Raw genomic sequence first — 19176 nt, forward strand, 5'->3', positions numbered from 1 at the left:
GACCAGGGCACCGAACCGGCCCCACGGCCTCACTCGGTCCGGTGCCCGCTCCCGTCCCGAGGCGCCTGAGCGGGTCCCCCGGCGCAGCCCGAGTCCTTCCGCGAGGTCCCCGTGGCGGGGGAGCGGAAGAGACGCGCACTGTGCGGGAGGAGACGCCATGACCACGTACGTCTACGGCATCACGCCGGCCGACCAGAGGATCCCCGACGGCATCGAGGGCGTGGGCGACCCGCCCATGCCCCTGCGCGTCGTACGCAGCGGGGACCTGGTGGCCCTCTGCAGCGACGCTCCCGCGGACCTGGTCCCGAGGCGCACCGACCTGCTGGCACATCAGCACGTCGTGATCGAGGCCGGCCGGGACGGCACGGTCCTCCCGCTGAGGTTCGGCGAGGTCTCTCCCGACGACGAGAACGTCGCCGCGATCCTGGACGAGCGTCACGACCACTACCTGCACAGGATGGAAGAGGTCGCCGGCAAGGACGAGTTCAACGTCACGGTGCATCACGACGAAGACGCCGTGCGACAGGTGGTGCTCGCCGACGAACCCCACCTGATGAGCCGCCGCGCCACCATCGAGGACAACGTCACCTTCGGTGAACTGGTGGCCCGCGCCGTCTCCGGGCGCGGAAAGTCCGACGCGGTGCTCGTCGAGCGCGTGCTCGGCGCCCACGCGGCCGCGGTGGTCCGAGGGCCGGAGGCCGCCGACCGACTGGCCGACCTGACCTTCCTCGTGGAGAGGGAACGGCGCCACGAGTTCGAGGAGTCTCTCCGCACCCTGCGGCAGGAACACGCGCACCTCCGGACCCGGGCGACGGGACCGCTGCCGCCGTACAGCTTCGCCGAGACGGATCGACCGAAGCCGTCGAAGAAATCGAGCAGGTTTGGTCGGGCCGTGCGCGGCTAGACGGTGATTATGAGCGCATCGGAAGAGGACAACGAGAAGGTTTTGGGTCACGTCAATTCGGTGGCGATCCCGCAGGACGCCGCCGGGGGCGTGGACAATTCCCTGCCCGAACCGGAGGAATTCGGGGAAGCGGGCGACGAGACGACCTGGACCGACGACGAGTCCACGGTCCGGGACGCCGACGCCCGGCCGGGGGCCGCCCTCCGCGACCACAAGGTGCTGGTCGGCACCGGTACGGTCGTCGCCGCGGCTGCCCTCGGAGGCGCGTACGTCCGGTGGCGCCGGAGCGGACGGCGCTCCCGCGGCCCGCTCTCCCGGCTCATGGCCGGCCGTATCTGAGCGGTACCGCGCCGATTTACGAATGACCGGCGTTGTTCACGCCGTTCTTTTCAGAGACGTCGAAAGAGAATCCCGCCTGCCGCTCCCTTCGTGATCCCGAGATCACATGCGCGTCGATTGCGTGTGGAGAGGGAGTGGGCGCGGGTGCTCGAAGGTCTGGAGGTATCTGGAAATGGTTCCCCTTCTGCTGGTTCTTCTGCTCGTACTGCTTCTCTTCGGCGCCGGATTCGCGCTGAAGGCCCTCTGGTGGATCGCCGTGATCGTGCTCGTGGTGTGGCTGCTGGGCTTCGTGGCCCGGCCCAAGGGCAGCACAGGCCGCTGGTACCGCTGGTAGCGGAGACGCCGGCACAACACCACCCACCCGAGACGGGACGAGGGACGGCAGCGGCACAACCGTCCCCGGCGACAAGAGGAGTTGTTCTTTCATGGCAGAGCACGCGTGGGGCTACAAGTCGACCGCGGGCCACCTGGCCGGCACCGACCTGAAGGGCTACAAGGTCGAGGCCGTCGACGGCGGCATCGGGAAGGTGGACAAGCACTCCGACGAGGTGGACGACGCCTATCTGGTCGTGGACACCGGAGTCTGGATCTTCGGCAAGGAGGTCCTCCTTCCGGCGAGCACCGTGGTGCGGATCGACCTGGACGAACGGAAGATCTTCGTGGACCGGACCAAGGAGCAGATCAAGGACGCTCCCGAGTTCCACCGCGACACGCACCTCGGTGAGCCGCGCTACCGCGACGACCTGGTCAAGTACTACGGCCTGGGCGGCCCCTTCGGCGGCCCGCCGTTCTGACGCCGGCCGTGCAGGAGGCCCCGGACTCGGTGAGTCCGGGGCCTCGGTCGTGCCGCACGGACTGCGGCTGCCCGTCGAGGGGCATAGTAGGGGAGTGATCACCAAAAGTGACGAGAGTGGCGGCAGTGGTGGCGGCCGCGGCGGATCCGGCGGCGCGGGTGACGAGGAGGCCCAGGTCATCGTGGTGGGGGCGGGCCCGGCCGGCTCTACCGCCGCGGCGCACCTGGCACGAGCCGGTGTGGACGTCCTGCTCCTGGAGAAGGGCGGCTTCCCCCGGGAGAAGGTGTGCGGTGACGGGCTGACCCCGCGCGCCGTGCACCAGTTGGTGCGGCTGGGCATCGACATCGACGCGCCGGGCTGGATGCGGAACAGGGGCATGCGCTGGGTCTGCGGGGGACACCGGGCGGAGCTGGACTGGCCGCGACTGGGCGCGTTCCCGGACTTCGGACTGACCCGGAGCCGGCACGACTTCGACGACCTGCTCGCCACGCACGCGAGCGCGACCGGAGCACGCCTGCGCACCCACGTCAAGGTGACGGGCCCGCTGACCGACCGGGCGGGGCAGGTCATCGGCGTGACCGCCTCCCACGGGCCGGGGAAGGAACCGGTGCGCTACCTGGCCCCCCTGGTGGTCGCGGCCGACGGTGCCTCGGCACGTACGGCTCTCGGCCTCGGGCTCGAACGGGACGCGAAGCGCCCCGTCGCGGCGGCTGCCCGCCGGTACTACCGCAGCGCGGCCCGCACCAGCGACCCCTACCTGGAGCTGTGGGCCGACCTGCGCTGTCCCCGCACCGGACTCGACCTGCCCGGATACGGATGGGTGTTCCCCATGGGGGACGGTCGCGTCAACGTGGGCCTCGGCGCGCTGCCACAGCAGCGTCGGCGCCGTCCCGTCGACCTGCGGGCGGCGCTGGAACACTGGATTCCCCGCCTGCCCGAGGAGTGGGACGTGCACGAGGGGAGCGCCGACTCCCCGCTGCGCAGCGCGCCGCTGCCGATGGGGCTGAACCGGCGTCCGCAGTACCGCCGGGGCCTGCTCCTCGTGGGCGACAGCGCCGGCATGGTCAGCCCGTGGAGCGGCGAGGGCATCGCCCAGGCGATGGAGGCCGCCGAGGTGGCGGCCGAGATCATCGCCCTGGCGCTGGCCCGACCGGCCGGACCACGCCGGGAACACGCACTGCACCACTACCCGGCCGAGATCCGGCGTCGGTGGGCGCGCTACTACCGGCTGGGGAACGCCGCGGGCGATCTGCTCTTCTCCCGCTTCGGCTACCGTCCCCTGCTGCACCCCCGGGTGATGGCCTCGCCGCACCTGCTGAGGGTGCTGGCGCGACTGCTGACCCATGTGAGCGACGAGCCCGCGCAGGACACGATCGACGCCGTCCTCCACACGCTCCTGCGCCTCGTCCCGGCCCCGCGCCGGTAGCCCGTGCCCGAACCGCCGGACGACGTGGCGCCCCAAGCCGCGTAGCGGGCGGTGAGTGCTCCCCGGAGGCCGCAGAGGCCCGGCGCCCTACGCGCCCGCGACCAGCATCGTGCCCATCGCCAGCATGGTCACCGCGACCAGGCCGTCCAGCACGCGCCAGGCCTTGGGCCGGGAGAGCACGCCCGACAGCAGCCGGGCGCCGAAACCGAGGGCGAAGAACCAGCCCAGGCTCGCCACGGCCGCGCCCGCGCCGAAAGCCCACCGCAGGTCGCCCCGGTCGGAGGCGAGCGACCCGAGGAGGAGAACCGTGTCCAGGTACACGTGAGGGTTCAGCCACGTCATCGCCAGGCAGGTCAGGACCGCCCGCCGGGCCGAGCCCGTGCCCGGCCCGGCGGCCGAGAGCGAGGCCGCCGGATCCGGGCGCAGCACCCTCCGGGCCGCCAGGAACCCGTAGCAGAGCAGGAAGGCCCCACCCGCCAGACCGACCGCGGTGAGCAGTGCCGGCCAGGCCGTGACCACCGCGCCCACCCCGGCGACTCCGAGCGTGATGAGGAGCGCGTCGGAGACGGCGCAGATGGCCACGACCGCCAGGACGGCGTGGCGACGGACGCCCTGGCGCAGGACGAAGGCGTTCTGGGCCCCGATGGCCACGATGAGGGAGAGGCCCGTACCGAATCCGGCGAGTACGGCGGCGATGGTGCTGGTCATGACGTCGACCGTACGAACCGACGGCGGATGAGTACAGCTAAGGATTCTTAAGTAGCCTTAGCCCTACTTATGGACGAGCTTCCCCTGGATCAGGTCAGAACCCTGCTGGCGGTGGTCGACGAAGGCACCTTCGACGCCGCGGCCGCCGCCCTGCACGTGACACCCTCCGCCGTCAGCCAGCGCGTGAAGGCGCTGGAGCAGCGCACCGGGCGGGTCCTGCTGCTGCGCACCAAGCCGGTACGGGCCACCGAGTCCGGCGAGGTCGTGGTCAGGTTCGCGCGGCAGCTGGCCCGGCTGGAACGGGACGCCCGCGCCGAACTGGGGCTCGCGGCGGACCAGGGCGCCGCACGGGTTCCGGTGGCGGTCAACGCGGACTCCCTCGCCACCTGGTTCCTGCCCGCGCTCACCCGGGTTCCGCAGGAGCCTCCCGTCTGCTTCGAGCTCTACCGGGAGGACGAGTCCCACACCACCGCCCTGCTGCGCGAGGGACAGGTGATGGCGGCCGTCACCTCCTCGCCCGACCCGGTGGCCGGGTGCACCGTACGCCTGCTGGGACTGGCCCGCTATCTGGCCGTGGCGACCCCGGAGTTCGCGGCCCGGCACCTGACGGGATCCCTGGCCCAGGATCTGTGCGAGGCGCCCACGGTGGTGTTCGACCGGCGGGACGAGCTCCAGGACACCTTCGTCCGCGCCCTGACCCGCGGCCGGTCGGGGGCCGGGACGGTCCGGCACATGGTCCCGGCCTCCGACGGGTTCCGGGACGCGGTGGCCGCCGGACTCGGGTGGGGCCTGGTGCCCGAACCGCAGGCCGCGCCGCTGCTGCGGGCCGGCCGACTCGTGGAGCTCGCCGAAGAACGGCCCATGGACGTCCCGCTGTACTGGCAGCAGTGGAAACTGGACTCGCCGGCGCTGTCCGCCGTCGCCGAGGCGGTCGCGGAGGTCGCCACCGAGGCGCTGCTGCCGGGCCACGGGACCAGAAGGCGCTGAGGCCACGGAGGGTTCCGGGATGCTGGGACGATGCGCATCCGTATCGACGCCGTCGACCTCCCCGGCCTCACCTGTCCGCCCGGGGATCCCTCCGACGCCGCCCACCGGAACGTCCATGTGGCGGTCCAACGCCGGGACCGCCCGGCCGAACTCCTGGACCCGCAGCCCGGAGACGCGGCGCGGGCGACCTGGACGCTGGAGTGCACCACCGTCGCCTCGCCCGCCGGCGGCCTGGACGTGAAAGGCCCCTACGTCCAAGGACGTCCCGGCGACCGATTCATCTATCTGTCGTGGGGCGCGGTCGACGACGGCGGTTCCTTCACCATGTTCCGACGGGCCAAGCTGATGCTCGACGCCGTCCCTGACCGTGAACTGGACGCCGCCGCCGACGGCGGACTGCTCGTCGGACGACTGGGCCTCACCGACGCCCGCGGCGAACCCCTGTGCGCACGGGTCGTGCCGCCCCGCGTCACCTGGACGGCCGCACCGCACGACTGACCCCCGGGTACGGCGGTGTCTGGCCGCGGGCCGCCCGCCGGTGGCACGATCTGCGGGATGCTCCCTGTTCTCCAGGTCGGCCCCTACACCGTCATCGCGCTCGCGGACGGCGCGGGCCCCTTCTTCTCCTCCAGGGCGGAGGCGTTCCCCGACGCCACCACCGCGCAGTGGGCGGCAGCGGACCGGTTCGATCCCGGGGCGGTCGGCCCCGACGGGCGCTGGCGGCTCCAGTTCCGTGCGTTCGCGATCCGCAGTGACCGCGGTGTCACGCTGGTCGACGCGGGAATCGGCCCCGCCGACAGCCCTGCCGCCTCCTGGGCGCCCGTCCCCGGGGAGCTCCCCGCCGCGCTGGCCGACGCCGGCATCGAACCGTCCGCGGTGGACACCGTGGTGCTCACCCACCTCCACACCGACCACGTGGGCTGGGCCGTCGTCGGCGGCGCGCAGGCGCGGCCGTTCTTCCCGAACGCCGAGTACCTCGTGCAACAGGCCGAACTCGACGCGATCGAGGAGGCCGATCCGCACGTGCGATCCGCTGTGATCGACCCGCTCCGCGAGGCAGGCCGGCTACGGCTCCTCGACGGCGACACCTCGTTGCGCCGGGGCGAACGCGTGGTCGCCACGCCCGGTCACACGCCCGGGCACCAGAGCGTGCTCGTCGCATCAGGGCGCGAACGGGTCGCCGTCACCGGTGATCTGCTCGTCCACGCCGTCCAGCTTCTCCATCCGGAACTCGCCTACGCCCACGAGAGGGACCCCGCTCGGGCGAGGGCGTCGAGGGAGCGAGTGCTCCGCCGCCGGAACGCCGACACCGTCCACCTCGCGACACCGCACCTGACCGAGCCGTTCATCGCCCGCTGACCCAACACGTCGAGGTCGGCGACCACTTCTCCACCGGGTGGCCGCACCCGCGTCCCGGGCCGCCCCGAGCGTCATGGCGTGGCCGGGGGGAACACCACCCGGACCGTCAGGCCGCCGTGTCATGGCGTGGCCGGAGGGAACACCACCCGGACCGTCAGGCCGCCCTCCTCAGGATTGGCCCGGGCCGTCGCCTCGGCCCCGTGTGCCCGGGCGACGGCGTCGACGATCGACAGGCCGAGACCCGTGCCCTCCCCAGGTGCGTGGGTGCGCTCGTTGAGCCGGCGGAACGGCTCGAAGAGCAGAGGGACCGTGGCGGCCGGCACCACCGGTCCGGTGTTGGTGACCTCGATGCCGATGTCCGGGCCGGTCCGCACGTCGACCTGGCCCCCGGGGACGTTGTGCCGTACGGCGTTCGCGACCAGATTGTGCAGGAGCCGCTCCAGGAGAACGGGATCCCCGTCGATGGACAGCGGCTCGGTCCGGAGGCTCACTCGCACGTCCCGCTCCACGGCTTCGTCGTCGAGCGCCGCCACCACCTCCCCGGCGAGCTTCTGCACGGCGACCCGGCGGCGTTCCTTGAGGCCCTGTTCGGAGGCCGCGAGGAGCAGGAGCCCCTCGATGATCTGCTCGCTGGTGTCCGCGACCTCGATCAGCTTGGCCCGCATGCGTGCCACCCGCTCGGGGGAAGGATCGCCGCCGAGTCCGATCTCGGCGGCCGCCCGCTGGACGGCCAGCGGCGTGCGCAGCTCGTGCGCGGCGTTCGCGGCGAAGCGCTGCTGGGCGGAGACGAGCCGTTCCATGCGGCCGAGCATGCCGTCGAAGGTGTCGGCGAGCCGCTTGAGTTCGCCGGGCGGCGCGTCGAGGGCGATCCTCTCGTGCAGGTTCTCACCGGACAGGCGGCGGGCGGTCTCGGTGATGACGGCGATCGGACGGAGCACCCGGCCCGCCGTCCACCAGGCGAGCGCCAGCGACAGGACCGCGTAGCAGACGAAGACGATCACCGAGACGGTGAGGAGCCGGTCGAGCGCCGCGGACCCGGCCGCGTCACTCACCGTCCGGGTGATCGCCAGGGCCTCGCCCGGGACGATCGTGCCCGTGTACGGGGCGGGGCTGGCGGGTGCGGCGCTCGGCACCCCGGTGGGCAGGGCGGTCTGCCAGGAGGACGGCAGCCGTTCCAGCCGCTGCGCCGGAACGGCCGTGGTGACGGCCATGCTGATCGAGGAGTACAGGCCCTCCTCCACGAGCACGTACACGACCCCGGTGAGCAGCGCCCCGGCGAGCACGAGCAGCCCGGTGTAGAGGGCCGTCAGCCGGGCCCGTTCGGTGCGGAACACCAGCAACCGGAAGGGCAACAGCCGGAAGGGCAGCAACCGGAAGGGCGGCACTCGACCGGACCGTGCTCCGGGATCCGGCGTGCGCGGCCCGCCGGGGCCCCGGCGCAGCGACGTGCGGAGCTTCCGTACGCGGCTCACGACGCGATCCGGTAGCCCGCGCCCGGCACCGTCTCCACCACCGGTGGCTCGCCGAGCTTCGCCCGCAGCTTGCTCAGCGTCACCCGCACCGCGTTCGTGCGGTAGCTGGTGTGCTCCTCCCAGACCTGCTCGATCAGATCCTCGCCGCTGACCACCGCTCCCTCGGCCCGCAGCAGCGCCTCGAGGACGCCGAACTCCTTCGGCGACAGGTGCAGGTGCCGGCCGTCCCTGGCGGCCTGGCGTCGTGCCGTGTCCAGGACGATCCCGCTCCGTTCGAGGACCGGCGGCAGCGCGGGCCGGGCGCGGCGGCCGAGGGCCAGCACCCGGGCGAGCAGCTCGTCGTACGCGAAGGGCTTGGTCAGGTAGTCGTCGGCGCCCAGACCGAGTCCCTCGACCCGGTCGCGGACGGTTCCGGCCGCCGTCAGCATGAGGACCCGGGTCATGAGCCGCTGCTCCACCACCCGACGGCACACGTCGTCGCCGTGCATCCCCGGCAGGTCACGGTCGAGGACCAGGACGTCGTACTCCCCGAGCTGCATCTTCCGGAGAGCCTCCAGGCCGTCGGCCGCCACATCCACGGCGAGCGCCGCCCGGCGCAGCCCCTCGGCGATCATCTCCGCGAGGAACGCCTCGTCCTCCACCACCAGTACGCGCATGGCCCCTGTCTATCCGAAAGGGACCTTTCGCCGATGTAAACGGAACCGTTGAGAGAAGCGAAACCTCCCCTCCGGGCACGCTCGGCGGCATGACGATTCGACGGATCATCCGGACCGCCGCCGCCCCCTCCCTGGCCGCCGCCCTCGCCCTGTTCGCCACCGCCTGCTCGGGCAACGACCCCGGCGCGAAGGAGGACGGGAGCGTGAACGAGGAGGGCAAGAAGGCCGACCAGGCCTTCGAACACCGCAAGTGCCTGCGGGAGCAGGGCCTCGACGTGCCCGAGCCCAAGCCGGGCGAGAGCGGTGTCGGCCTCACGATCGGAGGCGACGGCATGTCGAAGGAGAAGATGGAGAAGGCGTTCAAGGCCTGCGCGAGCAAGGCCGGCGGCGCCGGCTTCGGCAAGGACCCGACGCAGGCCGACAAGGACAAGGCCCTCGCCTACGCGAAGTGCATGCGCGAGAACAGCTTCAACATGCCCGACCCGAAGTTCGACGGCGGAGCGCAGCAGGCCATGCCGATTCCGCAGGGCGCCCAGAAGGAGAAGTTCGACAAGGCCGCCAAGGCATGCGAAGGCGCGGCCCGATGAGCGGCGGCGCGACCGACCCGCACCCGGGCGAGCGGCGGCCGCTGGGGCGGCGCCGGCTCGGTCTGGCCCTGCTCACGGTCGTCGCCCTCGCGGGCGGCGGCGTCGCCGTCACCGCCCTGGCCACGCCGGAGAAGCCCTCGCCCGACCCCGCGGACGGCAAGGGGCTGCCGCCCGCCACGGCTCCCGTCACCCGCGGCGACCTCACCGACAGCTCCCAGCAGGACGGCACGCTCGGCCACCTCGGCGAACGGAAGATCAACGCGGGCGGCCCGGGAGGCACCCTGACCTGGCTCGCCGCGCCCGGCTCCGTCGTGCGGCGCGACGAGCGGCTCTACGAGGTCGACGGCGAGGCCGTCCGGCTGATGTACGGCGACGAGCCCATGTACCGTACCCTCAGGACCGGCGACAAGGGCAAGGACGTACGGCAGCTGGAGGAGAACCTCGCCGCACTCGGGTACACCGGCTTCGACGTCGACGAGGAGTACACGGCGAAGACCGCCGCGGCCGTCGCACGCTGGCAGAAGTCCCACGACCTGAAGCAGACCGGCACCCTCGGCCCGGACCGGATCGCCTTCGCGGGCAGCGCGGTACGGGTGGAGACCGGCGCCGACTCCGGCACGGGCTCGGGAGGCGGCGACCGCATCGCCACCGGCGACCGCGTCACCCCCGGCTCCCCGGTGCTCACGGTGACCGGGTCCGAGAAGGTCGTGAGCTTCAAGGTGCCCGCCTCGCAGGCCGGCACGGCGAGGACCGGGACACGGGTCCAGGTCACGCTCCCGGACGGAACCCGGCTGCCGGGGAGGGTGTCCGCCGTCGGCAGGACCGCGACGGCGGGGGAGGACCCGCAGGACAGGACCCCGAAGATCGACATCACGGTCTCCTTCGACGACCCGGCCAGGGCCAAGGGCGTCGACCGGTCCCCGGTCACCGTGGAGCTCAGCGGCACCACGCGCCGGGACGTCCTCTCCGTACCCGTCAACGCCCTGCTCGCCCTCCCCGACGGGGGGTTCGGAGTCCAGGTCGTCGAGGACGGCGCGGCGAGGGACGTCCGGGTCGAGCTCGGACTGTTCGCCCAGGGCAGGGTCGAGATCAGCGGCGAGGGACTGCGTGCGGGCATGAAGGTGGGGGTGCCGTCCTGATGAACGACAGCATCCGCCCCGCCGAGGACTCCCGCCCGACCCGGGGCACGCCCCCACCCCCGACGCCTCGCTCGGACTCGCCCGCGAGCGCCGTGCCGGACCGTGACGACGTCCCCGTCCAGGCCCCGGGCGTCGTCGAGCTCAGGGGAGTGGTCAAGGAGTACGCCGGAGGCGTCCGGGCGCTCGACGGCGTCGACCTCACCGTCGGCGAGGGCGAACTCGTCGGGATCGTCGGCCCCTCGGGCTCGGGCAAGTCGACGCTGCTCCACATCGTCGGCACCCTCGACCGCCCGACCGACGGTACGGTCGCGATCGCGGGCCACGCCGTCGCCTCCCTCACCGACCGCCGGCTCTCCGCGCTGCGGGCCCGCCACATCGGGTTCGTCTTCCAGGCCTTCCATCTGGCCCCGGGCGTCAGCGCCCTGGACAACGTCGCCGAGGGACTGCTCTACTCCGGCCTTCCCCGGGCCCGCCGCCGCACGCTGGCCGCCGAGGCGCTCGCCCGCGTCGGCCTCGCCGACCGCGCCAGGCACCGGCCGCACGAACTGTCCGGAGGGCAGAAGCAACGCGTCGCCATCGCCCGCGCGGTCGTGGGGCGGCCCGACCTGCTGCTCGCCGACGAGCCGACGGGCGCCCTCGACACGGCATCGGGCGAGGCCGTGATGGAACTGCTGCACGCCCTGAACGAGGAGGGCGCCACGATCGCGGTCATCACCCACGACACCGACATCGCGCAGCGCCTGCCGAGAACGGTCCGGATCCGCGACGGCAGGATCGTCGCGGACTCGGCCCGGGGAAAGGTCGTGGTCTGATGCCCGGCAGGCGCAGGCGGACGACGCTCCGGGCGACCGAACGGCAGGCCGTCGCGCTCACGGTCCGCCGGCTCGGCCCGCGCGACGTCCTGCACGTCGGCTCGGCCGGGCTGCGGAGCCGGCCCGTGCGCGTGGTGCTGTCGGCGCTCGGGATCGCCATCGGCATCGCGACGATGATCGCGGTGGTCGGCATCTCGGCCTCCAGCCAGGCGCAGCTGCTCCAGCGGCTCGACGCCCTCGGCACGAACATGCTGGTCGCCAAGCCCGGCGAGGGGATGTTCAGTGGACAGGAGGTGAAACTTCCCAAGGACGCCGTCGGCATGGTCGGGCGCATCGAGGGCGTGGAGGAGGCGGGGGCGACCGGGGACCTCCGGCACACGGTGCGCCGCTCGCGGCTGATCCCGCAGGAGGAGACCGGCGGCATCGCCGTGAAGGCGGCGACCCTGGGGCTGCTCGACGTGCTGCGCGGCACGACGGCGTCCGGCACCTGGCTGAACGCGGCCAACGGACGTTACCCCGCCGTGGTGCTCGGGCACGTCGCGGCGGAACGGCTGGGCATCGACCGCCCCGGCCGTCAGGTCTGGATCGACGACCGGTACTTCACCGTGGTCGGCATCCTCGACCCCCTCCCGCTCGCCCCCGAGATCGAGCGTTCGGCGCTCGTCGGCTGGGACGGCGCCCAGCGGCTCCTCGGCTTCGACGGACATCCGACCTCGGTGTACGAGCGGTCCACTGACGCCTCCGTACGGCAGGTCCAGCGGCTGCTCGCCCCGACGATCGATCCGCAGAACCCGCAGAACGTGGCGGTGAGCGACCCTTCCGAGGTGCTCAAGGCGAAGGCGGCGACAGAGGGCGCCTTCTCCACGCTGCTCCTCGGCCTGGGAGGGATCGCCCTCCTCGTGGGCGGTGTCGGTGTCGCCAACACCATGATCATCTCGGTCCTGGAACGGCGTCACGAGATCGGCCTGCGCCGCTCGCTCGGTGCGACGCGAGGGCAGATCAGGATCCAGTTCGTGACGGAGTCCCTGATGCTGTCGGGCCTCGGCGGCATCGCGGGAGTGGCGCTGGGCGCGGCGGCGACGGCCGTGTACGCGTCCACGGGCGGACTGCCCTGGGTGGTCCCGCCCTGGGCCGCCGGCGCGGGATTCGTCGCGACCCTCGCGATCGGCTCCGTGGCGGGCCTGTACCCGGCGATCCGCGCCGCCCGCCAGCCGCCGACCCTGGCACTGGCAGCGGCGTGACGGCCCCGGCCTCGTGGGCCACCCTCGCGCCGAGGACGACCCACGAGGCCGGGCGTCCCCCAATCCCCGCCTCGGCCTCCGCACCGAGCCGACCACCGGGCCGCACTGAACCGACGGACACTCACCGAGCCGACCACCGGGCCGCACTGAACCGACGGACAGGCAGCACCCGCCCTCCGGCGGACCGTCCGACCGGCGACGTTCAGAAGGCCGTTGCCCGCAGGCCCCGGCGACGTGAGGATGGCCCCATGCGGAACACCGTGATCATCGACGCCCCTTCCAATCTCGGCCTGCGCCCGCCCGCCCCCGGTACCGTGCCCGGCTGCTACAAACTCGCCGGAGCGCTGCGCGAGAACGGCATCGTGCGGCGCCTGAAGGCGTTCGAGGGCGGCGTGGTCGTGCCGCCCCGGTACGACCGCGGCGACTGGCAGGAGGGCGACGGGGTGTTCCACGCGGCCGCCCTCGCCACGTACACCGTGAGGCTCGCCGACCGGATCCAGCACCACGTGGCGGCAGGGGACTTCACCCTCGTCCTCGGCGGCGACTGCTCCATCCAGCTGGGTGCCGCGCTCGCCCTGCGCCGGCTCGGCCGCTACGGCCTCGCCTCCGTCGACGCCTCGCCGGACTTCCGCAACCCGGCCAACTCGGACCGGATCGGCGCGGCGGGTGGCGAGGAGCTGGCCCTGGCGACCGGTCGAGGCCAGCGGGACCTGACCGACCTGGAGGGGCTGCGCCCGTACCTCCGCGACGAGGACGTCCGCGCGCTCGGCACCCGGGACGCCTACGCGGACGACCCCGAGATCATCCAGCTCCGGGAACTGAAGATCCCCGTCGTGACCGTCTCCGAACTGCGCGCGTGGGGGCCGGGGGAGCTCGGCTCCGCGACGGCCGTCAGCCTGGAGACCTCGGCCCTGGACGGCTTCTGGGTGCACCTGGACGCCGACGTGCTCGACCCGGTCGTGATGCCGGCCGTCGACAGCCCCGACCCCGACGGCCTGTCTCCGGACGAGCTGATCGCGCTCCTGCGCCCGCTCGTCCGCTCGCCGCGCTGTGTCGGCCTCAACGTCACCATCTACGACCCCGACCTCGACCCCGAGGGCACCGCCGGCGCGCTGCTCACCGACCTCGTCGTGGCGGCGCTGGCCGACGGCTGACGTCCCGCGGCGCACCCGGGGCGTTCGGACGCATCAGCTCACCGCGGGCCCCATCACCGGAGCGACCAGGAGGCGTTCGATCTCCGTGGCGGGGTCGGCACCGGGAGCCAGGGCCGGGGCGGTGCCGAACACGGCCCGGTCCGCGAAGCCCGTGTCGAGGTGCGGGAGCCGTACGTCCACGACCGAGATCCCGTAGCCGAGTTGTTCGCGTCGCACCACGCGGAGCCAGGTGGCGAGCGCCGTCTTCGCCGCCGCGTAGTCCGCCGTGCCGCGCATCGGCCTGTCGACGATCGCGCCGGTGACGACCGCGACGGTGCCCGCGGGCCGCAGGACCGGCAGGGCTCCCCGTACCACCGCCATGGGGGCGAGCGCGTTGACGGTCATGAGGTGCTCGGCGGCCGCGTTCGTGACGTCCTTCGCGGGGCCGAAGCCCGCGACGCCCACGGTGACGACGACCGCGTCGAGCCCTCCCAGCTCTCCGGCGGCCCAGGAGGCGAGGCCGGTGCAGCGGTCGAGGTCGTAGGCCTCGAAGGCCGCCGTCGGGCAGCCGTCCAGCCGCCGGGACCGGTCTTCCAGCCGGGCGGGGTCGCGCCCCGCAAGGGCCAGCGAGGCACCTCGGCCGGCCAGCAGCTGTGCGGCCAGCCCTCCGACCACTCCGGTCGCCCCGACGACGAGCACGCTCCTGACGTCCGTCATGACTGCCTCCGGAAGCGGGACGGGACTCTCCCCAATGGTTCGGCCCGGCGTGTCCCCACGGATGCGTCCGGCATGCGACATCTGTCGCGCGACGGTCGGTCGCGGGGCCCGAGGAGAGGGGTGCGCCGGTTCGCGGAATGTCCGCATAGGCTGGGCGCGTGGGTGACGCGCAGACGGAGACGACCGTGACGGACGACAGGGACAGGGCCGACCTGCAGAGGTTCGCGGTCGCGCTGCGACGGACGATCGGGGAGATGAACCGCCTGGTCCACGACTTCGCGTCCGACGAAGGCCTGCACCCCACCGACGTCCACGCGCTGGGGCTCGTGCTCGACCACCCGGACACGGCCACGCCCGGACTCCTGAGGGAGTACCTCGGGCTCAGTTCGGGGGCGGTCACCGCCTGTCTCGACCGCTTGGAGAAGGCCGGACACATCCGGCGCAGCCGGGCCGCGGACGACCGCAGGGTGGTCCGCATCCACTACGCCCCGGGAGCGCGGGCCCTGGCACGGGTCCACTTCATGCCGCTCGCGGAGGCCGCGGCGCGTGCGTGCGACCGGTTCAGCGCCGACGAGCTCGACATCGTCCTGCGGTACCTGGACGCGCTGAACGAGGAGCTCGGCGCGCCCCGCGCCCCGCGCCGCTGAGCCGTCCTCCCCGTACCGTCGACGCCGGTTCCGGCCGAGGTCCCGCGCGATCCGTCGGTCGTGCGCGCGGTGCCGTCCGCCGTCACGGCGGTTCGCCCCCGTGCAGGCGCTCGCGTGCCCGTTCCTGCTCCAGGAGGGCGGGCAGGTCCTTCAGCCGGTCGAGGCCCTGCACCGCGCGGGCCATGCGGGCGTTCCGGCCGAGGGCGTCGCGATGCCTGTCGAGGAACGCCCAGTACCCGGCCGTGAACGGGCAGGCGTCCTCGCCCACGCGCCGGTCGGGACGGTAGGGACAGTCCCCGCACAGGTCGCTCATGCGGTCGATGTAGGCCCCGCCGGAGGTGTACGGCTTGGTCGTCATCCGGCCGCCGTCGGCGTACTGCGACATGCCGACCACGTTGGGCAGCATCACCCAGTCGTACCCGTCGACGAAGCAGCGGTGGAACCAGTCCGTCACGGCGGCGGGGTCCCAGCCGCGCTGGAGGGCGTAACTGCCCAGGATCATCAGACGCGGGATGTGGTGCGTCCACCCGGTGTCCCTGACCTGGCGCAGGGCCGTGGCCACGCACCGGGCCGACACGGCGTCGGCGTCGAGCTCGTTCCACCAGCCGGGCAGGCGGCCGTGGTGGCCGAGTGCGTTCGACGTCCGGTACCCCTCGCCGAAGTGCCAGTAGAGGTGCCAGACGTACTCGCGCCACCCGGCGATCTGCCGGACGAACCCCTCGACCGAATTGAGCGGCGCCCCGCCCGCCCGCCACGCGGCCTCCGCCGCCTCCACGCATTCGGCGGGGTCGAGGAGTCCGAGGTTCAGGGAGGAGGACAGCAGGCTGTGGCTCATGGTCCCGTCGTCGGCGAGCACCGCGTCCTCGTACGCGCCGAACTCCGGCAGCCGGTGGCTCACGAACCGCCGCAGCGCGGCCAGGGCCTCCCGGCGGTCGGCCGGGAACGACCGCGGACCGTCGCGGCCGACGAAGGAGACGTCGCCGTCCCGCTCCCAGCGATCGAGGTCGCGCCGGACCTCTTCGTCGATGCCGTCCTCGCGGGGGTGGTACGGCGCGGGCGCACCGAGCGAGCGGGCCCCGCGCGGCGGCGGCCGGCGGTTCTCGTGGTCGAGGTTCCAGGTGCCGCCCACCGGTTCCCCGGCCTCCATCAGGATGTCGTGGTCGCGGCGGACCTGCCGGTAGAAGCCCTCCATGCGCAGCGTGCGCTGTCCGCCCGCCCAGGCCGCGAAGTCCTCCGGGGGGACCAGGAACCCCCGCGGCGCGAGCACCGTGACGCCGGCGAGCGACCGTACGAGCCGCAGGGCGGCCCGCGAGGTCGGGTGGTGCACCGTCACCGGGCCGTGTCCGACGGCCCGGCGGAGGCCCTCCCGGTAGGTGTCCGCACGGACGTACGTGACCCGGTCGCCGAGTTCGGCGGCGCGGTGGCGCATCGCCGAAAGGACCAGATGGGCCTTCGCCCGGTGGAAGCGGCGGCGCCGGAAGACGGACCGCGCTTCGATCATGACCACCGGCGCGTCCCGCGCGGGGCCCTCCCCGCCCGGTGCGAGGAAGGAGGGGCCGAGCTGGTCCCCGAAGAGCCAATGAGTGTCCGTCATGCCGCATCCGTCCGTGCCCGCGCGATGCCCCTGCGCACCGCCGGTACTCCTTCGCCCCGAGTGGCGGCGACGGATGCGGCCTCGGCGGGTGACGCGGAGGCGGCCCCGGCGGAGCCCTTCTCCGTCTCGCTCGGGGCAACGCCGCGGCGCGCCCGGGCAGCTCCTTCGGCCCGAGTGCATCCACGCCGTGCTGGAGTACGGAAGGGGGATGACGAGCGGTGCGGGTGGGGCCCGGAGGGAGGGCGGTTGCGGGGCGCCCCGGATGTCGTGGCACTATGTCTCGATCATTGAGATACTTAACCATCGAGAGATAGTCCGGGAGTGATCCATGTCCACACCCGCGCGCTGGGTGGGCAGACTTCTGCCGCTGCTGGTGCTCGTCCTCTGGCTCGCCATCGGCGGAGGGCTCGGCCCCTACGCGGGCAAGCTCGGCGAGGTGGCCACCAACGACCAGGCCGCCTTCCTGCCCCGTGGTGCCGAGTCGACCCAGGTCCTCCGGGCCCAGGAGGCGTTCCGGCAGGAGGAGACCCTCCCCGTCCTCGTCGTCTGGACCGCCCGGGGCGGCGGCTCGGTCCCCGCGTCCGCGCGGGCCGACGCCACCCGGGCCCTGGCCTCCCTCCAGGGATCCGAAGGAGTCGTCGGCGCGCCTTCCCCCGCCTTCCCCTCCGAGGACGGGGAGGCACTGCGCGGCGTCGTGCAGCTGCGGCCCGACCTCGGTGACGACCTGGCCGCCGTGCTGGAGCAGGTCGACGCGAAGGCATCCGGGGTCCCGGGCACCGAGGCGTGGCTGGCGGGCCCCGCGGCGACCCAGGCCGACCTCGGCGACGCGTTCGCGGGCATCGACGGCCTGCTGCTGCTCGTCGCCCTGGTGACCGTCCTCGTGATCCTGCTCCTGGTCTACCGGAGCGTCCTGCTCCCGCTGCTGATCATCATCGGGGCGGTGTTCGCCCTCGGGCTGGCCTGCGCCGTCGTCTACGTCCTGGCAGACCACGGCGTCGTACGCGTCGACGGCCAGGTCCAGGGCATCCTGTCCATCCTGGTCATCGGCGCCGCCACCGACTACGCCCTGCTCCTCGCGGCCCGCTACCGCGAGGAACTGGCCTCGCGCGACGGCGACCGCGTCCCCGCGATGCGCGCCGCCCTCAGGCAGTCCTTCGGCCCGATCGTGGCCAGCGCCGCCACGGTGGCGCTCGGCCTGCTGGCGCTGCTCTTCAGCGATCTCACCAACAACCGTGCCCTCGGCCCCGTCGGCGCCATCGGCATCGTCTGCGCCGTCCTGAGCGCGGTGACCTTCCTCCCCGCCGCTCTCGTCCTGCTGGGCCGCGCCGCGTACTGGCCCGCCCGCCCCAAGGCCGCCGTCGGCGGCGAAGCGGCCCACCCCGCCTGGCGCAGGATCGCGGCGCTCGTCGACCGCGCGCCCCGCAAGGTCTGGGCCGCTTCCCTCGCGGCGCTCCTCGCCTGCGCAGCGTTCTCCTTCACGCTCGACTCCAAGGGCGTGCCGCTCGACGAGATCTTCGTCAACGACGCGCCCTCCGTCAGCGCGCAACAGCGCCTGAGCGACCACTTCCCGGGCGGCGCGGGCAACCCCGCCGTCGTCATCGCCGACGCGGGCGCCGCGGATCAGGTGCGCGCGGCCGCCGAGGGCGTGGACGGCGTCGACTCCGCGGCCCTCTTCTCCGCCCCCGGCAGCACCCGTCCACTGGTCGCGGACGGACGGGTCCGGGTCGACGTGACCCTCGCGGACTCCGCGGACTCCGACGCGGCCAAGAAGACCGTCGCCGCGCTGCGCGCCGCCCTGCACGCGGTGCCGGGTGCCGACGCTCTCGTCGGCGGCACGACGGCACAGCAGTACGACACCCAGGTCACGGCCGAACGCGACAGGACGCTCATCGTCCCCGTCGTCCTGGTGATCATCCTCGTGATCCTGGTCGGACTGCTCCGCTCCCTGCTGCTGCCCGTTCTCCTGGTCGCGACGGTCGCGCTCAACTTCCTGGCGACGCTGGGCGTCTCGGCTCTCGTCTTCGAGCACGTCTTCGGGTTCACGGGCACGGACTCGGCCGTTCCGCTCTACGGATTCGTCTTCCTGGTCGCGCTCGGCGTCGACTACAACATCTTCCTCATGTCGAGGGTGCGCGAGGAGACGGCGCTGCACGGCACCCGTGAGGGCCTGCGCCGCGGCCTCGTCGCCACGGGCGGGGTCATCACCTCGGCCGGCGTCGTCCTCGCGGCGACGTTCGCGGCGCTGGGCGTGATCCCGCTGGCGTTCCTCGTCCAGATCGCCTTCATTGTCGCCTTCGGCGTCCTGCTCGACACGCTCGTCGTGAGGACGCTCCTGGTGCCGGCCCTGGTCAGGGACATCGGACCCACGGTCTGGTGGCCGAGCGCGCTGCGCCACCGGCCCTGACACCGCGCTCCGGGGCGGGACGGCCTCTCAGCGGCCCGGACGGCGGATCGAGCGCCCCGCGACATCCTCGATCGCGGCATCCACGAGCCCTGCGTCCCGGACGAGGACCTGTCCGTGGCCGCCGCTCGTCGTACGGAACGAGGCCAGCCGTTCGTTGGGGCGCCCCGCCCCCCACGGGGGCGCGGGCCACCCCATGGGCCCCGGGCCCCCCCCACCCCCGGTGGACCACGGGAACGGAGCCCCCCGCCCTCTTTGGG

At 73.2% G+C, this 19176-nt stretch carries 20 protein-coding genes; 15 read left to right on the forward strand and 5 right to left on the reverse strand.

All coding sequences use genetic code 11. The annotated features are described in order from the left end of the window. Positions 1–157: 157 nt before the first annotated feature. From ACFV2S_RS10565 to ACFV2S_RS10585, 5 genes are all read left to right on the forward strand, one after another. Entirely contained in the window at positions 158–904 is a 747-nt protein-coding gene (locus ACFV2S_RS10565; RefSeq protein ID WP_385556154.1) for a GvpL/GvpF family gas vesicle protein, read from the forward strand. Positions 905–913: 9 nt separating this feature from the next. Then, positions 914–1243 (forward strand): hypothetical protein, encoded by a 330-nt coding sequence (locus tag ACFV2S_RS10570; RefSeq protein WP_385556156.1) that lies wholly within the window; start codon positions 914–916, stop codon positions 1241–1243. 172 nt (positions 1244–1415) lie between these two features. Next, entirely contained in the window at positions 1416–1577 is a 162-nt protein-coding gene (locus ACFV2S_RS10575) for a DUF5670 family protein (protein ID WP_385556157.1), read from the forward strand. 91 nt (positions 1578–1668) lie between these two features. After that, complete coding sequence (locus tag ACFV2S_RS10580; protein WP_383789076.1) at positions 1669–2037, forward strand: PRC-barrel domain-containing protein; 369 nt, start codon at positions 1669–1671, stop codon at positions 2035–2037. A gap of 94 nt (positions 2038–2131) precedes the next feature. Beyond that, positions 2132–3463, forward strand: coding sequence for a geranylgeranyl reductase family protein (locus tag ACFV2S_RS10585; RefSeq protein WP_385556159.1), 1332 nt, complete (start codon positions 2132–2134; stop codon positions 3461–3463). Positions 3464–3550: 87 nt separating this feature from the next. Here the strand turns inward: ACFV2S_RS10585 and ACFV2S_RS10590 are convergent, their stop codons facing one another. Then, on the reverse strand, positions 3551–4171 hold the full coding sequence (locus ACFV2S_RS10590; RefSeq protein WP_385556161.1) for a LysE/ArgO family amino acid transporter: 621 nt from the start codon (positions 4169–4171) through the stop codon (positions 3551–3553). 69 nt (positions 4172–4240) lie between these two features. Here ACFV2S_RS10590 and ACFV2S_RS10595 point away from each other — a divergent pair, with 69 nt between their 5' ends. Genes ACFV2S_RS10595 through ACFV2S_RS10605 form a run of 3 tightly spaced genes read left to right on the forward strand, consistent with a single transcriptional unit; the run spans position 4241 to position 6517 of the window. Then, positions 4241–5158, forward strand: a complete 918-nt coding sequence (locus ACFV2S_RS10595) for a LysR family transcriptional regulator ArgP (RefSeq protein ID WP_385556163.1) — start codon at positions 4241–4243, stop codon at positions 5156–5158. Between the two features lie 30 nt (positions 5159–5188). Further along, on the forward strand, positions 5189–5656 hold the full coding sequence (locus ACFV2S_RS10600; RefSeq protein WP_385556165.1) for a DUF5990 family protein: 468 nt from the start codon (positions 5189–5191) through the stop codon (positions 5654–5656). Positions 5657–5713: 57 nt separating this feature from the next. Next, the gene (locus ACFV2S_RS10605; protein WP_385556167.1) at positions 5714–6517 is read left to right on the forward strand and encodes an MBL fold metallo-hydrolase; all 804 of its coding nucleotides are present in this window, start codon (positions 5714–5716) and stop codon (positions 6515–6517) included. A gap of 119 nt (positions 6518–6636) precedes the next feature. Here the strand turns inward: ACFV2S_RS10605 and ACFV2S_RS10610 are convergent, their stop codons facing one another. Together ACFV2S_RS10610 and ACFV2S_RS10615 are read right to left on the reverse strand one after the other, a co-directional pair. Next, positions 6637–7869, reverse strand: coding sequence for a sensor histidine kinase (locus ACFV2S_RS10610; RefSeq protein ID WP_385556169.1), 1233 nt, complete (start codon positions 7867–7869; stop codon positions 6637–6639). Positions 7870–7985: 116 nt separating this feature from the next. After that, entirely contained in the window at positions 7986–8645 is a 660-nt protein-coding gene (locus ACFV2S_RS10615; protein ID WP_383789057.1) for a response regulator transcription factor, read from the reverse strand. Between the two features lie 89 nt (positions 8646–8734). Between ACFV2S_RS10615 and ACFV2S_RS10620 the strand changes: the two genes are divergently transcribed. The 5 genes from ACFV2S_RS10620 (at position 8735) to ACFV2S_RS10640 (ending at position 13578) form a co-directional block, all read left to right on the forward strand. Beyond that, the gene (locus ACFV2S_RS10620) at positions 8735–9232 is read left to right on the forward strand and encodes a hypothetical protein (protein ID WP_385556171.1); all 498 of its coding nucleotides are present in this window, start codon (positions 8735–8737) and stop codon (positions 9230–9232) included. Continuing rightward, positions 9229–10371 (forward strand): peptidoglycan-binding protein, encoded by a 1143-nt coding sequence (locus ACFV2S_RS10625; protein ID WP_385556173.1) that lies wholly within the window; start codon positions 9229–9231, stop codon positions 10369–10371. The genes ACFV2S_RS10620 and ACFV2S_RS10625 overlap by 4 nt, the downstream gene beginning before the upstream one ends. Then, complete coding sequence (locus tag ACFV2S_RS10630) at positions 10371–11183, forward strand: ABC transporter ATP-binding protein (RefSeq protein ID WP_385556175.1); 813 nt, start codon at positions 10371–10373, stop codon at positions 11181–11183. Before ACFV2S_RS10625 ends, ACFV2S_RS10630 begins: the two co-directional genes overlap by 1 nt. Then, the gene (locus ACFV2S_RS10635) at positions 11183–12424 is read left to right on the forward strand and encodes an ABC transporter permease (protein ID WP_385556177.1); all 1242 of its coding nucleotides are present in this window, start codon (positions 11183–11185) and stop codon (positions 12422–12424) included. Before ACFV2S_RS10630 ends, ACFV2S_RS10635 begins: the two co-directional genes overlap by 1 nt. Positions 12425–12672: 248 nt before the next feature. After that, positions 12673–13578, forward strand: coding sequence for an arginase family protein (locus ACFV2S_RS10640; RefSeq protein WP_385556179.1), 906 nt, complete (start codon positions 12673–12675; stop codon positions 13576–13578). A 33-nt stretch (positions 13579–13611) separates the two neighbouring features. Here the strand turns inward: ACFV2S_RS10640 and ACFV2S_RS10645 are convergent, their stop codons facing one another. After that, positions 13612–14274 (reverse strand): SDR family NAD(P)-dependent oxidoreductase, encoded by a 663-nt coding sequence (locus tag ACFV2S_RS10645; RefSeq protein ID WP_385556181.1) that lies wholly within the window; start codon positions 14272–14274, stop codon positions 13612–13614. A gap of 158 nt (positions 14275–14432) precedes the next feature. On the opposite strand from ACFV2S_RS10645, the gene ACFV2S_RS10650 reads away from it, so the two are divergent. Beyond that, a complete protein-coding gene (locus ACFV2S_RS10650) occupies positions 14433–14921 on the forward strand; it encodes a MarR family winged helix-turn-helix transcriptional regulator (protein ID WP_385556183.1) in 489 nt (162 codons plus the stop codon). 82 nt (positions 14922–15003) lie between these two features. Here ACFV2S_RS10650 and ACFV2S_RS10655 read toward each other — a convergent pair whose 3' ends face one another. After that, positions 15004–16515: a cryptochrome/photolyase family protein gene (locus ACFV2S_RS10655; RefSeq protein WP_385556185.1), complete on the reverse strand. Its 1512-nt coding sequence runs from the start codon at positions 16513–16515 to the stop codon at positions 15004–15006. Between the two features lie 328 nt (positions 16516–16843). Between ACFV2S_RS10655 and ACFV2S_RS10660 the strand changes: the two genes are divergently transcribed. Continuing rightward, positions 16844–18919 carry an MMPL family transporter gene (locus ACFV2S_RS10660; protein WP_385556187.1) on the forward strand — a complete coding sequence of 692 codons (2076 nt, stop codon included), beginning with the start codon at positions 16844–16846 and terminating at the stop codon, positions 18917–18919. Positions 18920–19176 lie beyond the last annotated feature (257 nt).

The organism is Streptomyces sp. NPDC059695 (assembly GCF_042733785.1).
Lineage (GTDB): Bacteria > Actinomycetota > Actinomycetes > Streptomycetales > Streptomycetaceae > Streptomyces.